Genomic DNA, 14,112 nt, shown 5'->3' on the forward strand with positions numbered 1-14,112 from the left:
AAGGCTTATTCCCGAGGGGATCAGGCTTCCGCTTGTACTTCATCAGCCTGCATGCCTTTCTGGCCCTGCACGGCGACGAAGGTCACTTTCTGGCCTTCTTTCAGGCTCTTGAAGCCGTTGCCCTGAATGGCGCGGAAATGGACGAACAGATCCGGACCGCTTTCTGGAGTGATAAAACCAAACCCTTTCTCGTCGTTAAACCACTTGACGGTACCGCTCTGACGTTGGGACATTTTCTTATTTCCTTGACGCTAAAATTAATGACAGCCCCTTTCATATGAAAGAGTACTGGGCTGAGTTGCAGGAAAGTAAGAGACGTCGAGCGGGTTGTAGCAAACTTCAGGCTACTGCCCAGGTCACGGTTCCAAGCGACCCATGCAAACACAGTAGAGAAACTCTACGCCAACTCCGGGAGAAAAAACAAGCCCTGCGAAATCCCCAGGTTTATGCCTGTTTACGGGTGTTTGCATGACTTTACAGGCCACCGCTGGCCCTCCGGCGAGAGGGGCTTATCTTCGGTTGTTATAACGCAAGTTCATTGGCGCATATATGCACTGTTTTGTGGCGGTTGCGTGACAAGGTAGTGCATTGTTTCAGCAGTGGCTTAGTTGTTACTGTAAGTATCAACAGGGGTGTCAGCCCCTGTTGATGCCGGTGTATCAGCCCCGGTAATAACGCTGTGGCACAAACGGCATTTTGCTCACCTTGAGTGGTACGCGCTTGCCGCGCACGATGGCCCAGACTTCGTTGTCCAGTGCCGCCTGCGAGCTGTCTACATAGCCCATTGCCAGAGGTGCGCCGAGGGTCGGACCGAAGCCGCCGCTGCAGACATTGCCGATCACCTTGCCGTCCTGATCGACGATTTCCGCGCCTTCGCGCACCGGTGTGCGCTCCTGCGGTAACAGGCCTACACGTTTGCGGGACACACCCTGTTGCTGCTGGGCAAAGACCGTCTCGGCGCCGGGGAAGCCGCCGGCCCGCGCACCGTCGGCACGACGGACCTTGGAGATGGCCCAGAGCAGGCTGGCTTCCACCGGGGTGGTCTCGGTGTTCATGTCGTGCCCGTACAGGCACAGGCCGGCTTCCAGGCGCAGCGAATCACGGGCGCCAAGGCCAATGGCCTCGACTTCGGTTTCGGCCAGCAGGCTGCGGGCCAGGGCTTCGGCGCTGGCGGCCGGTACGGAAATCTCGAAACCGTCTTCGCCGGTGTAGCCGGAGCGGCTGACGTAGCAGTCCACTCCCAGCAGGCGCACGGCGGCGAACTGCATGAAGGTCATCTTCGTCACTTCAGGGGCCAGGCGCGCCAATACGCTGACCGCGGCCGGGCCTTGCAGGGCGAGCAGGGCGCGTTCCTCGAACAGCGGTAGGACTTCGCACAGATGGCCCAGGTGTTTTTGCAGGTGCGCCAGGTCCTGTTCCTTGCAGGCGGCGTTGACCACCAGGAACAGTTCATCGTTGCCCAGGTTGGCGACCATCAGGTCATCGAGGATGCCACCGGTTTCGTTGGTGAACATCGCATAGCGCTGCATGCCCACCGGCAGGTCGACGATATCCACCGGCACCAGGGCTTCCAGGGCCTTGGCGGCCGCAGCGCCGACCAGGCGGATCTGGCCCATGTGCGAGACATCGAACAGCCCGGCTTTTTCACGGGTGTGCTGGTGTTCCTTCATCACGCCCAGTGGGTATTGCACCGGCATGTCGTAGCCGGCGAACGGCACCATGCGCGCGCCGAGTTGCAGGTGCAGGGCGTGCAGCGGGGTTTGCTTGAGGGATTCGGTGGACATTGCGGCTCCTTGAATGGGGAGTGGCGGGGCTGGCCAAGGCCACGCCCCTTGAGTTTAGGGTCAGCACTCGATGATGTTGACGGCCAGACCGCCGCGAGCGGTCTCCTTGTATTTGCTTTTCATGTCGGCGCCGGTCTGGCGCATGGTGCGAATCACCTTGTCGAGTGAGACGAAGTGCTGGCCGTCGCCGCGCAAGGCCATGCGCACGGCGTTGATGGCTTTCACCGAACCCATGGCGTTGCGCTCGATGCACGGCACTTGCACCAGTCCGCCGATCGGGTCGCAGGTCAGGCCGAGGTTGTGTTCCATGCCGATTTCGGCGGCGTTCTCCACCTGTTGCACGGTGCCGCCGAGTACTTCACACAAGGCCCCGGCGGCCATCGAGCAGGCCACGCCGACTTCACCCTGGCAGCCGACTTCGGCGCCGGAGATCGAGGCATTTTCCTTGTAGAGAATGCCGATGGCGGCGGCGGTGAGGAGGAAACGCACCACGCCGTCTTCGTTGGCGCCGGCAATGAAGCGCATGTAGTAATGCAGCACGGCGGGAACGATCCCGGCCGCGCCGTTGGTCGGTGCGGTGACCACGCGGCCGCCGTTGGCGTTTTCTTCATTGACCGCCAGGGCGTAGAGGTTGACCCAGTCCAGCACCGACAGCGCATCGCGTAGCGCTGCTTCCGGGTGCTTGCACAGTTGCCGGTGCAATGCGGCAGCGCGGCGCTTGACCTTCAAGCCTCCGGGGAGGATGCCTTCATTGCGGCAACCGGCGTCGACGCAGTCCTGCATCACCTGCCAGATCTTCAGCAGGCCGGCGCGGGTTTCCGCTTCCGGGCGCCAGGCGCTTTCGTTGGTCAGCATCACCTGGCTGATGGACAGGCCGTAAGTGCTGCAATGGCCGAGCAGTTCCTTGGCGCTTTTGAACGGGAAGGTCAGCGGCGTGCTGTCCTCGACGATGCGGTCGGCGCCGGCGGCGTCTTCATCGACCACGAAACCGCCGCCTACCGAGTAGTACTCGCGGCTGCGGATCTGGATGCCGGCGGCGTCGAAGGCGCGGAAGATCATGCCGTTGGGGTGATAGGCCAGGGGTTTCCTGATCATCGCCAGGTGGAGTTTTTCGTTGAATTCGATGGAATGTTCGCCGAGCAGATTCAGGCGGCCGTTGCTGCGAATGGTCTGCAGGCGGGCGCTGACGGTTTCTGTATCGACGGTATCCGGGTGTTCACCTTCCAGGCCGAGGAGTACGGCCTTGTCGCTGCCGTGGCCTTTGCCGGTGGCGCCGAGAGAGCCATACAGCTCGACTTTGACGCTGGTGGTTTGTTGCAGCAGTTGCTCGCGCCTCAGGCCTTCGACAAACCGGGCGGCCGCACGCATAGGGCCGACGGTATGGGAGCTGGAGGGACCGATGCCGATCTTGAACAGGTCGAACACGCTCAGGGACATGTGGGTTCTCCGGTGTTTCTAATAATTATTGGCGGATGACGCGTCCCCTTGTAGGAGCGAGCTTGCTCGCGATGGACGTTAACGATAACGCGGGGCATCTGATACACCGCGGCGTGTCGACTTCCTTCGCGAGCAAGCTCGCTCCTACACAGGGTTTACCGTTCCCACGCAGCGCGTGGGAACGGTCGATGGCTCTGTCAGGCGTAGTTCTCGATCGACGGGCAGGCGCAGACCAGGTTGCGGTCGCCGAACACGTTGTCGACACGCCCCACCGGCGGCCAGTACTTGCCTTCGATCAACGACGCCACCGGGTACACCGCCTGTTCACGGCTGTACGGATGGAACCACTCGCCGACGATCTCCGCCGCGGTGTGCGGGGCGTTCTTCAGCGGGTTGTCGTCCTTGTCCAGGCTGCCGTTTTCCACGGCGCGGATTTCTTCGCGGATGTGGATCATGGCGTCGCAGAAACGGTCCAGCTCTTCCTTGGATTCACTTTCGGTCGGCTCGATCATCAGGGTGCCGGCCACCGGGAACGACATGGTCGGCGCATGGAAACCGAAGTCGATCAGGCGCTTGGCGACGTCATCGACACTGATGCCGCTGCTGTCTTTCAAGGGACGCAGGTCAAGGATGCACTCGTGTGCCACCAGGCCGTTGCTGCCGCTGTAGAGCACCGGATAGTGCTCTTCCAGGCGACGGGCGATGTAGTTGGCATTGAGGATCGCCAGTTGCGAAGCACGCTTGAGGCCTTCGCCGCCCATCATGCGGATATACATCCAGGTGATCGGCAGGATGCTCGCGCTGCCGAACGGCGCCGCACACACCGCGCCTTCCTTGCGTTCCATAGTGCCGTGACCCGGCAGGAACGGGGTCAGGTGCGACTTCACGCCGATCGGGCCGACGCCCGGGCCGCCACCGCCATGGGGAATGCAGAAGGTCTTGTGCAGGTTCAGGTGCGACACGTCGCCGCCGAACTTGCCCGGGGCGCAGAGGCCGACCATGGCGTTCATGTTGGCGCCGTCGATGTACACCTGGCCGCCGTTGTCATGAACGATGCCGCAGATTTCGCGGATGCCTTCTTCGAACACGCCGTGGGTCGACGGGTAGGTGATCATCAGCGCGGCGAGGTGTTCGCGGTGCTCGATCGCCTTGGCCCGCAGGTCTTCGATATCGACGTTGCCACGGGCATCGCAGGCGGTGACGATCACGCGCATGCCGGCCATGTTCGCGGTGGCCGGGTTGGTACCGTGGGCCGACGACGGGATCAGGCAGATATCGCGGCGCTCGTCGCCACGGCTCTGGTGGTAGGCACGGATCGCCAGCAGGCCGGCGTATTCGCCCTGGGAACCGGCGTTCGGTTGCAGGGAAATCGAGTCATAGCCGGTCGCGGCGCAGAGCATCGCTTCCAGTTCATCGGTCAGTTGCTGGTAGCCGGCGCTCTGTTCGGCCGGAGCGAACGGGTGCAGGGCACCGAATTCGGCCCAGGTCACCGGGATCATTTCGCTGGCGGCATTGAGCTTCATGGTGCAGGAGCCCAGCGGAATCATGGTGCGATCCAGGGCCAGGTCCTTGTCGGCCAGCTTGCGCAGGTAGCGCATCAGCTCGGTTTCCGAGTGATAACGGTTGAACACCGGATGGCTGAGGATCGCCGACTGGCGCACCAGTGCCGCCGGGAGACGACTTTCCACCGACGCGGCCAGCGCGCTGAAGTCCGGCACGGCTTTGCCGCCTGCCAGCAACTTCCACAGGGTTTCGATATCGGCCTGGCTGGTGGTTTCGTCCAGGGACAGGCCCAGGCGCTGGGCATCGACGACGCGCAGGTTGATGCGCTGGGCGCGGGCCTGTTCGTGCAGGGCCGCAGTCTGTGCGCCGGTGTTCAGGGTCAGGGTGTCGAAGAAGTGTTCCTGCTCGACCGTCAGGCCCAGGGCACCCAGGCCTTTGGCCAGGATCGCGGTGAGGCTGTGGATACGCTGGGCGATCTGGGTCAGGCCCTTCGGACCGTGATACACCGCGTACATGCTGGCGATGTTGGCCAGCAGGACCTGGGCGGTGCAGATGTTGCTGGTGGCTTTCTCGCGACGGATATGTTGCTCGCGGGTCTGCATGGCCAGGCGCAGGGCCGGCTTGCCGAAACGGTCCACCGAGACGCCGACCAGACGGCCGGGCATGTCGCGCTTGAACGCATCGCGGGTGGAGAAGTAGGCCGCGTGCGGACCACCGAAGCCCAGCGGGACGCCGAAGCGTTGGGCGCTGCCGATGGCCACGTCGGCGCCGAACTCGCCCGGCGGGGTCAGCAGGGTCAGGGCCAGCAGGTCGGCGGCGACCGCGACCAGGGCGTTGGCCGCGTGGAAGCGCTCGGTCAGGGCACGGTAGTCGAACAGATCACCGTTGCTTGCCGGGTACTGCAGCAGAGCGCCGAAGAACGGGCTGACGTCGGTCAGTTGGCGTTCATCACCCACCACCACGTTGATGCCCAAGGGCTCGGCACGGGTGCGCAGGACATCGAGGGTCTGCGGATGGCTGTGCACGGAGGCGAAGAAGGTGTTGCTGGTTTTGTTCTTGCTCAGGCGCTTGCAGAAGGTCATGGCTTCGGCGGCGGCGGTGGCTTCGTCGAGCAACGAGGCGTTGGCGATCGGCAGGCCGGTGAGGTCGCTGATCAGGGTCTGGAAATTCAGCAGCGATTCCAGGCGACCCTGGGAAATTTCTGGCTGGTACGGGGTGTAGGCGGTGTACCAGGCCGGGTTTTCCAGGAGGTTGCGCAGGATCGGCGACGGTGTGTGGCAGTTGTAGTAGCCCTGGCCGATGTAGGTCTTGAACAGCTGGTTTTTCCCGGCGATGACCTTGATCGACGCGAGGGCGTCGGCTTCGCTTTGCCCGGCCCCGAGGTCAAGGACGCTGGTGCCCTTGATGCTGTCGGGGATCACGCTGGCGCTGAGGGCTTGCAGGGAGTCGAAACCGAGGGTTTCGAGCATGGCCTGTTCGTCTGCCTGGCGCGGGCCGATATGACGGGCGATGAATTCGTTGGCGGTGCTGAGATTGACAGTCATGACAGTTCCTCAGGCGTTGGCTTTGATCAGGCGGTCGTAGGCATCCTGATCCAGCAGTTTAGCGACTGCCGAGGCATCGGTTGGCTGAAAACGGAAGAACCAGCCGGAGCCCAGCGGGTCGTCGTTGACCAGCTCGGGGGTATCGGCCAGGGCCGGGTTGAATTCGAGCACTTCACCGTCCAGGGGCATGTACACACCGCTGGCGGCCTTGACCGATTCCACGGTGGCGGCTTCGGCGCCTTTGTCGTAGTGCTGCAGTTCCGGCAGTTGCACAAATACCACGTCGCCCAGGGCGTTTTGCGCGAAAGCCGTGATGCCGACCGTGACGCTGCCATCGGCTTCGGTACGCAGCCATTCGTGGTCTTCAGTAAAACGCAACTCGCTCATGGAAACTCCTAGGGGGGCCAGACTCGTCGTCGGGTGGACGCAGGGGATGCGGGATCGACGTCCCGCTGAATGGGAGTTCCCTTAGCAAGTTTGTGGCCAATACTGGGCGAGGCTTGTAAATCAAGGGTTTGCGAGGTTTTTGAGCGCGTCAGACGATGGCCGCTGTAGCGAAATCGCTACAGCTGGAAGGGAGAAAAAAAGCCTAACAGGATCAAAGCCTTGTGCTCCGGGGATTGGCTTGCTGTGTAGCGAAATCGTTCCGCTGTAGCGCTTTCAGTACAGATAGAGGTCGTTTTTTACGCTGTCTGGCCGGTGGGTGGCTTCAGGACTTGCCGGGAATGCCGTATTTGCGCAACCGATGGGCGATGGCGGTGTGGGAGGTCTGCAAACGGCTGGCCAGTTGCCGGGTCGAGGGGTACTGCACGTAGAGTTTTTCCAGCAGGGTTCTCTCGAAATCTTCCACGGCCTGTTCCAGGCTGTCGATCTCGGGATCGCTCTGGCGCGCCACCGAGGTCCCGGCAATATCCAGGTCGCCAATGTCCACCACGCTGCTTTCGCAAATCGCCGCCGCGCGGAAGATCACGTTCTGCAACTGTCGCACATTGCCCGGCCAGCGGTTGTCCAGCAGTGCCGGATAGGTGCCGGGCGCCAGCCGGCAGACCGGGCGCTGGATCTGCGCGCAGGCCTGCTGCATGAAGTAGCGTGCCAGCAGCAGGATGTCCTGGCCGCGTTCGCGCAGCGGCGGGACTTCGACATTGAGCACGTTCAGGCGGTAGAACAGGTCTTCGCGAAAGCTGCCTTCGCTGACCATCTTCTCCAGATTGCGGTGGGTGGCGCTGAGAATCCGCACGTTGACCTTGACCTCGCGGTCCCCGCCCACGCGGCGAAAGCTGCCGTCATTGAGAAAACGCAGCAACTTGGCTTGCAGGTACGGCGACATTTCGCCGATTTCATCGAGAAACACCGTGCCCTGGTTCGCCAACTCCATCAGCCCCGGCTTGCCGCCGCGCTGGGCGCCGGTAAAGGCCCCGGGGGCGTAGCCGAACAGTTCGCTTTCGGCGAGGTTCTCCGGCAGGGCCGCGCAGTTCAGCGCGAGGAACGGTGCGCTATGACGCGCACTGATGGCATGGCAGGCCCGCGCCACCAATTCCTTGCCGGTGCCGGTTTCACCCTGGATCAGCAGCGGTGCGTCGAGGGCCGCGACCCGCTGGGCACGGGTCTTGAGGGTACGGATTGCCGGGGACTCGCCGAGCAGCGCGTCAAAGCCTTCGGCATGGTCGTGGTGCAGGGCCGACAAGCGCTCGCCGATGCGACTTGGCTGATAAAGGGTCAGTAGCGCGCCGGCATCGGTGATGGGCGTGGCGTCCAGCAGCAGGGTCTGGCCGTTGACGGTGATTTCCCGCAGCGGCAGGCGAAAACCGTTTTCCAGCAGGGTGTCCAGGAGATTGGGGTCGGCAAACAGCTCGGCGACGCTTTCACCCGCAGGCTCGCGACCGTACAGGGCAATCAGGGCCGGGTTGGCCAGCAGCACGTGGCCGGCGCTGTCGAGGGCCAGCACCGGGTCGGTCATGGCGGCCAGCAGGGCGTCGAGTTGCAGGTGCCGGCGTTGTCCCGGCAGGATGTCCACCACCGTCACCGCCTGCACGCCGTGGACGCTGAACAGCGCGTCGCGCAACTCCTCGAGCACTTGCGGGCTGAGGGTCGGGGCGTCGATATAGACGTTGGGCGGAACCATCTCCACCGCATCCAGGTTGAGATTGCGACCACCGAGCAGGGCCAGGACTTCCTGGGTGATGCCGACGCGGTCGATGAAACTGACGTGGATACGCATGGGGCGGTTCGGAGTTCCGGGCGCGAGGGCGGCAATTATGCCTTGGCGCGGGGTGTTACTCCAAATGCTCGGGTTTCACCGGGTCGCCGGATTTGGCATGGAGTTGCCCGCGCACGTCCTCGAACATGCTGTCGTAGTAACCGTGCATGCTGCGCAGGTCGGCATTTTTCGGCATGCCGTGCTTCACCGTGATATGGAAGGCTTCGCTGGCGAAGTTGAAGGCCAGGTCCTTGGGCAGGGTGAAGGTCTCCTTGAAGGCTTTGTGGTTGATCTCGCCGTGCAGGGTGAACTGCATGGAGGTGCCTTCCTTCGGGTCGTTCACCACCTCGTAGTCGATCTTGAGGTCGTAGCTGAAATCGCCGGGCTGCAGGGCGGCACGCTGGATATGCAGGTGCCCGGGCTCGAACGTGGCCATGGTGTTCTCCTTTCAAGGCATGGAGTAAGGCAGACCACGGGCCTGCCCAGGGGTTCTCATGAATAAGTGATGCCGGGTTTCGCCGTGCTGATGCGGGTCCCCGCTTTACCTTGGACTATCGCTTCGATCTCCGCCAGTGAGCCGATCACCGCGACCTTGCCGGTGTGCCGGGCGAACTCGCACGCGGCCTGGACTTTCGGGCCCATGGAGCCGGCGGCAAAACCGAGTTTCTCGAGGTCGTCGGGGTGGGCCTGGAGGATGGCCTTCTGGGAGGGCTGGCCCCAGTCGACGAAAGCGGCATTGACGTCGGTGGCGATGACCAGGAGGTCGGCTTCCAGCTGTTCGGCCAGCAGCGCCGAACACAGGTCCTTGTCGATCACTGCTTCGATGCCCTTGAGCTTGCCGTCTTCGCCGTACATCGTCGGGATGCCGCCACCACCGGCACAGATCACGATGCTGCCCTTGTCCAGCAGCCATTTGATCGGGCGGATTTCGAAGATGCGCTTGGGTTTCGGGCTGGCGACCACGCGCCGGAACTTGTCGCCGTCGGGGGCGATACTCCAGCCTTTTTCGGCGGCCAGCTGTTCGGCTTCGGCTTTGCCGTACACCGGGCCGATGGGCTTGCTCGGGTGCTGGAAAGCCGGGTCCTTGGGATCGACTTCGACCTGGGTGAGCAGCGTGGCGAAGGGCACTTCGAAATCCAGCAGGTTGCCCAGTTCCTGTTCGATGATGTAGCCGATCATGCCTTCGGTTTCGGCACCGAGGACGTCCAGGGGATAGGGCGAGACCTGGGTGTAGGCCGCGGCTTGCAACGACAGCAGGCCGACTTGCGGGCCGTTGCCGTGGGCGATGACCAACTGGTTGCCGGGGTAGATCTTGGCAATCTGTTCGGTGGCGATACGGATATTGGCGCGTTGATTGTCCGCGGTCATGGGTTCACCACGACGCAGGAGGGCGTTGCCGCCCAGTGCTACGACGATACGCATGGAGATTGTCCTTCTTCGGATCACGAGAGCCCTGTGGGGGCCGGCTTGCTGGCGATTCAGGCGCCGCGGTCATTCAGGTACACCGCGTTATCGTTCATCGCCAGCAAGCCGGCTCCTACAGTAGATAGTGTCTACTGTCAGATATCGGCCAGCGCCGCCACCAGGATCGCCTTGATGGTGTGCATGCGGTTTTCCGCCTGCTCGAAGGCGATGTTGGCCGGCGACTCGAACACCTCCTCGGTCACTTCAACACCATTGGCCAGGTGCGGATAACGCGCGGCGATATCCTTGCCGACCTTGGTTTCGCTGTTATGGAAGGCCGGCAGGCAGTGCATGAATTTGACCCGGGGGTTGCCCGAGGCCTTCATCATTTTCGCATTGACCTGATACGGCATCAGTTGCTCGATGCGCTCGTCCCAGGCTTCCACCGGCTCACCCATGGACACCCAGATATCGGTGTGGATGAAGTCCACGCCCTTGACCGCTTCCTTCGGGTCTTCGGTGATGGTGATGCGCGCGCCGCTTTCCTCGGCAAATGCCTTGCACTGGGCGATGAAGTCTTCATGGGGCCACAGGGCCTTCGGTGCGCCGATGCGCACGTCCATGCCGAGCTTGGCGCCGATCATCAGCAGCGAGTTACCCATGTTGTAGCGTGCATCGCCCAGGTAGGCGTAACTGATGTCGTGCAGTGGCTTGTCGCTGTGCTCGCGCATGGTCAGGGTGTCGGCGATCATCTGTGTCGGGTGGAATTCGGCGGTCAGGCCGTTGAACACCGGCACCCCGGCGAACTTCGCCAGTTCCTCGACGATTTCCTGTTCAAAGCCACGGTACTCGATGGCATCGAACATCCGCCCGAGTACGCGGGCGGTGTCCTTCATGCTTTCCTTGTGGCCGATCTGCGACGACACCGGGTCGATATAGGTGACGTGGGCGCCCTGGTCATGGGCCGCGACTTCAAAGGCGCAGCGGGTGCGGGTCGAGGTCTTTTCGAAGATCAGCGCAATGTTCTTGCCCTTGAGGTGCGGTTGCTCGGTGCCGGTGTACTTGGCGCGCTTGAGGTCGCGGGACAGGTCGAGCAGGTAGTGCAGCTCGCGGTTGGTGTGGTGCATCAGCGAGAGCAGGCTGCGGTTACGCATGTTGAAAGCCATGTTTGGATCTCCTTGGGTATCGGTTATCCGCCTGTCCAGGTTGGATACGCTGCCTTGTAGGAGCCGGCTTGCTGGCGATTCAGGCGCCGCGGTCATTCAGTTGCACCGCGTTATCGTTCATCGCCAGCAAGCCGGCTCCTACAGGGGTTGCATCCGGCCAGGGCCCTTCGTGGGGGCAGGGGCAGGCTTGAGGGTGAGTTAGTAATCGATCGGATCGCGAATGATCGGGCAGGTCATGCAGTGACCACCGCCACGGCCCCGGCCCAGTTCGCCGGCGCTGATGGTGATGACTTCCACACCGGCCTTGCGCAGCAGGGTGTTGGTGTAGGTGTTGCGGTCGTAGCCGATCACCACGCCGGGCTCCACGGCCACCACGTTGTTGCCGTCGTCCCATTGCTCGCGTTCGGCGGCGAAGCTGTTGCCGCCGGTTTCCACCACGCGCAGGGCCTTGAGGTTGAGGGCCTTGGCGACGGTGTCGAGGAAGCTGGTTTCTTCACGGCGGATATCGATACCGCCAGGCTTGCTCTCGTCAGGTCGCAGGGTGAAGGCGACGATCTGGTTCACCACTTCCGGGAAGATGGTCACCAGGTCGCGGTCGCAGAAGCTGAACACGGTGTCCAGGTGCATGGCCGCACGGGATTTCGGCAAGCCGGCGACAATCACCCGCTCCACCGCCTTGTGCTTGAACAGGTTCAGCGCCAGTTGACCGATGGCCTGGCGCGAGGAGCGCTCGCCCATGCCGATCAATACCACGCCGTTGCCGATCGGCATGACGTCGCCGCCTTCGAGGGTGGCGTTGCCGTGTTCCTGGTCCGGGTCGCCGTACCAGACCTGGAAGTCGGCGTTGACGAATTCCGGGTGGAACTTGTAGATGGCGCTGGCCAGCAGGGTTTCCTGGCGTCGCGCCGGCCAGTACATCGGGTTGAGGGTCACGCCGCCATAGATCCAGCAGGTGGTGTCGCGGGTGAACTGGGTGTTGGGTAGCGGCGGCAGGATAAAGCTGGAGTGGCCGAGGAAGTCGCGGAACATCTCGATGGTCTTGCCGCCGAAGCTGCTCGGCAGGTCATCGGCCGAAACGCCGCCGATGAGGAACTCGGCGACCTTGCGCGGCTCCAGGCTGCGCAGCCACGAACTGACTTCGTTGACCAGGCCGAGGCCGACCTGGTTGGCGGTGATCTTGCGCTCCAGGATCCAGTCCAGGGCTTCCTTCTGGCCGACGATATCGGTCAGCAGGTTGTGCATTTCCAGTACGTCGATATCGCGTTCGCGCATCTTGGTGACGAAGTCGAAGTGATCGCGCTTGGCCTGGGCCACCCAGAGCACATCGTCGAACAGCAGCTCGTCGCAGTTGTTCGGGGTCAGTCGCTGGTGCGCCAGGCCCGGTGAGCAGACCATCACCTTGCGCAGCTTGCCGGCTTCGGAATGAACGCCGTATTTCACTTTTTCCGTGGTCATTGCAGATCCTCCAGGGAACGAAACAAACAGGGTGTTACAGGGTCAGGAAGCCGTCGTAGAGGCCGTAGGCCGCCACCAGGGCGCCTATGACCACCGCGGCGAAAATCAGCTTCTCGACGTTGGTGAAAATCGGTTTGCCCAGCTCGTGCTTGGCCTTGGCGAACAGGATCACGCCGGGGGCATAGAGCAGGGCGGAGAGCAGCAGGTACTTGGTGCCGCCGGCGTACAGCAGCCAGACCGCGTAGATCAAAGCGATGGCGCCGATGAGCAGGTCCTTGCGCCGTTCGCCAGGGGCCTGTTCATAACTTTCGCCGCGCACCGCCAGCAGCACGGCATAGGCCGCCGACCACAGGTAGGGCACCAGGATCATCGAGGTGGCGAGGTAGATCAGCGACAGGTAGGTACTGGCGGAAAACAGCGTGATGATCAGGAATATCTGCACCATGGCGTTGGTCAGCCACAGGGCATTGGCCGGCACCTGGTTGGCGTTTTCGCGGCGCAGGAACTCCGGCATGGTGTGGTCCTTGGCGGCGGCGAACATGATCTCCGCGCACAGCAGCACCCAGGACAGCAGGGCACCGAGCAGCGAGATGATCAGGCCGACGCTGATCAGCACCGCGCCCCAGTGACCGACCACGTGTTCGAGCACGGCGGCCATGGATGGGTTCTGCAATTTCGCCAGTTCCGGTTGGGTCATGATGCCCAGGGACAGGACGTTCACCAGCATCAGGAACAGCAGCACGGTGATAAAGCCGATGACCGTGGCCTTGCCCACGTCCGAGCGTTTTTCCGCGCGGGAGGAGAAGATGCTCGCGCCCTCGATGCCGATGAACACCCAGACGGTGACCAGCATCATGTTGCGCACCTGGTTCATCACGCTGCCCAGGTCCGGATTCTTCACGCCCCAGATGTCGGCGGTGAAGATGTCCAGCTTGAAGGCGAACAGCGCGATCAGCACGAACAGCACCAGCGGCACGACCTTGGCGACGGTGGTCACCAGGTTGATGAACGCCGCCTCCTTGATGCCACGCAGGACCAGCCAATGCACCGCCCACAGCAGCACCGAGGCGCCGATCACCGCGGCCACGGTATTACCTTCGCCGAACACCGGGAAAAAGTAACCCAGGGTGCTGAACAGCAGGACGAAGTAGCCGACGTTGCCCAGCCAGGCACTGATCCAGTAGCCCCAGGCGGACGAGAAACCCATGTAGTCGCCGAAACCGGCCTTGGCGTAGGCATAAACCCCGCCGTCCAGGTTCGGTTTGCGATTGGCCAGGGTCTGGAACACGAAGGCCAGGGTCAACATGCCCACGGCGGTAATGGCCCAGCCAATCAATACGGCGCCGACATCGGCACTGGCGGCCATGTTCTGTGGCAGCGAAAAGATCCCGCCGCCGATCATCGAACCCACCACCAGAGCGACGAGCGCGCCTAATCGCAGTTTTCCGGGAGACTCAGACATTGCATGACTCCAATCCAGGAGAAATAAGGCTAGAGAGTAAGGCCAGGGATAAAAGCGAGGGATGATGCAGATCAGTTCATTGGCACATTCCGTTGTTTATGAACGAGTTGAGTGATTGGCGCGGGGCAGGTGGTAGCGTGCTAAAAGGCCCGTCCTAGAG

Annotated in this window: 11 protein-coding genes; all 11 read right to left on the reverse strand. The window is 62.5% G+C overall.

Annotation, left to right across the window (positions count from 1 at the left end; translation table 11 throughout):
- Positions 1-20: 20 nt before the first annotated feature.
- Positions 21-233: a cold-shock protein gene (locus HX866_RS19730; RefSeq protein WP_003175786.1), complete on the reverse strand. Its 213-nt coding sequence runs from the start codon at positions 231-233 to the stop codon at positions 21-23.
- Positions 234-659: 426 nt separating this feature from the next.
- The gene (gcvT, locus tag HX866_RS19735; RefSeq protein WP_177140274.1) at positions 660-1,784 is read right to left on the reverse strand and encodes a glycine cleavage system aminomethyltransferase GcvT; all 1,125 of its coding nucleotides are present in this window, start codon (positions 1,782-1,784) and stop codon (positions 660-662) included.
- A gap of 60 nt (positions 1,785-1,844) precedes the next feature.
- Positions 1,845-3,221, reverse strand: coding sequence for an L-serine ammonia-lyase (locus HX866_RS19740; protein ID WP_177096729.1), 1,377 nt, complete (start codon positions 3,219-3,221; stop codon positions 1,845-1,847).
- Positions 3,222-3,418: 197 nt separating this feature from the next.
- Positions 3,419-6,268, reverse strand: a complete 2,850-nt coding sequence (gcvP, locus tag HX866_RS19745; protein ID WP_177140275.1) for an aminomethyl-transferring glycine dehydrogenase — start codon at positions 6,266-6,268, stop codon at positions 3,419-3,421.
- Positions 6,269-6,277: 9 nt separating this feature from the next.
- Complete coding sequence (gene gcvH, locus HX866_RS19750; protein ID WP_177096733.1) at positions 6,278-6,655, reverse strand: glycine cleavage system protein GcvH; 378 nt, start codon at positions 6,653-6,655, stop codon at positions 6,278-6,280.
- Positions 6,656-6,977: 322 nt separating this feature from the next.
- Positions 6,978-8,486: a sigma-54-dependent transcriptional regulator gene (locus HX866_RS19755; protein WP_177103814.1), complete on the reverse strand. Its 1,509-nt coding sequence runs from the start codon at positions 8,484-8,486 to the stop codon at positions 6,978-6,980.
- Positions 8,487-8,541: 55 nt separating this feature from the next.
- Positions 8,542-8,901 (reverse strand): DUF5064 family protein, encoded by a 360-nt coding sequence (locus HX866_RS19760; RefSeq protein ID WP_177103815.1) that lies wholly within the window; start codon positions 8,899-8,901, stop codon positions 8,542-8,544.
- A 56-nt stretch (positions 8,902-8,957) separates the two neighbouring features.
- A complete protein-coding gene (arcC, locus tag HX866_RS19765; RefSeq protein ID WP_177096738.1) occupies positions 8,958-9,887 on the reverse strand; it encodes a carbamate kinase in 930 nt (309 codons plus the stop codon).
- Positions 9,888-10,024: 137 nt separating this feature from the next.
- Positions 10,025-11,035, reverse strand: coding sequence for an ornithine carbamoyltransferase (locus HX866_RS19770; protein ID WP_177096740.1), 1,011 nt, complete (start codon positions 11,033-11,035; stop codon positions 10,025-10,027).
- 198 nt (positions 11,036-11,233) lie between these two features.
- Entirely contained in the window at positions 11,234-12,490 is a 1,257-nt protein-coding gene (arcA, locus tag HX866_RS19775; RefSeq protein WP_177096742.1) for an arginine deiminase, read from the reverse strand.
- A 34-nt stretch (positions 12,491-12,524) separates the two neighbouring features.
- On the reverse strand, positions 12,525-13,952 hold the full coding sequence (gene arcD, locus HX866_RS19780) for an arginine-ornithine antiporter (protein ID WP_177123993.1): 1,428 nt from the start codon (positions 13,950-13,952) through the stop codon (positions 12,525-12,527).
- Positions 13,953-14,112 lie beyond the last annotated feature (160 nt).

Origin of the sequence: Pseudomonas gingeri (genome assembly GCF_013386165.1) — a bacterium.
Taxonomy (GTDB): domain Bacteria; phylum Pseudomonadota; class Gammaproteobacteria; order Pseudomonadales; family Pseudomonadaceae; genus Aquipseudomonas; species Aquipseudomonas gingeri_C.

Excerpts from the sequence above, each read along its gene's own strand:
- HX866_RS19740 (WP_177096729.1), bottom strand. The coding sequence starts at position 3,221 with ATGTCCCTGAGCGTGTTCGACCTGTTCAAGATCGGCATCGGTCCCTCC.
- gcvH (WP_177096733.1), bottom strand. The coding sequence starts at position 6,655 with ATGAGCGAGTTGCGTTTTACTGAAGACCACGAATGGCTGCGTACCGAA.
- gcvP (WP_177140275.1), bottom strand. The coding sequence starts at position 6,268 with ATGACTGTCAATCTCAGCACCGCCAACGAATTCATCGCCCGTCATATC.
- HX866_RS19755 (WP_177103814.1), bottom strand. The coding sequence starts at position 8,486 with ATGCGTATCCACGTCAGTTTCATCGACCGCGTCGGCATCACCCAGGAA.
- arcD (WP_177123993.1), bottom strand. The coding sequence starts at position 13,952 with ATGTCTGAGTCTCCCGGAAAACTGCGATTAGGCGCGCTCGTCGCTCTG.
- arcC (WP_177096738.1), bottom strand. The coding sequence starts at position 9,887 with ATGCGTATCGTCGTAGCACTGGGCGGCAACGCCCTCCTGCGTCGTGGT.
- gcvT (WP_177140274.1), bottom strand. The coding sequence starts at position 1,784 with ATGTCCACCGAATCCCTCAAGCAAACCCCGCTGCACGCCCTGCACCTG.
- arcA (WP_177096742.1), bottom strand. The coding sequence starts at position 12,490 with ATGACCACGGAAAAAGTGAAATACGGCGTTCATTCCGAAGCCGGCAAG.
- HX866_RS19770 (WP_177096740.1), bottom strand. The coding sequence starts at position 11,035 with ATGGCTTTCAACATGCGTAACCGCAGCCTGCTCTCGCTGATGCACCAC.
- HX866_RS19760 (WP_177103815.1), bottom strand. The coding sequence starts at position 8,901 with ATGGCCACGTTCGAGCCCGGGCACCTGCATATCCAGCGTGCCGCCCTG.
- HX866_RS19730 (WP_003175786.1), bottom strand. The coding sequence starts at position 233 with ATGTCCCAACGTCAGAGCGGTACCGTCAAGTGGTTTAACGACGAGAAA.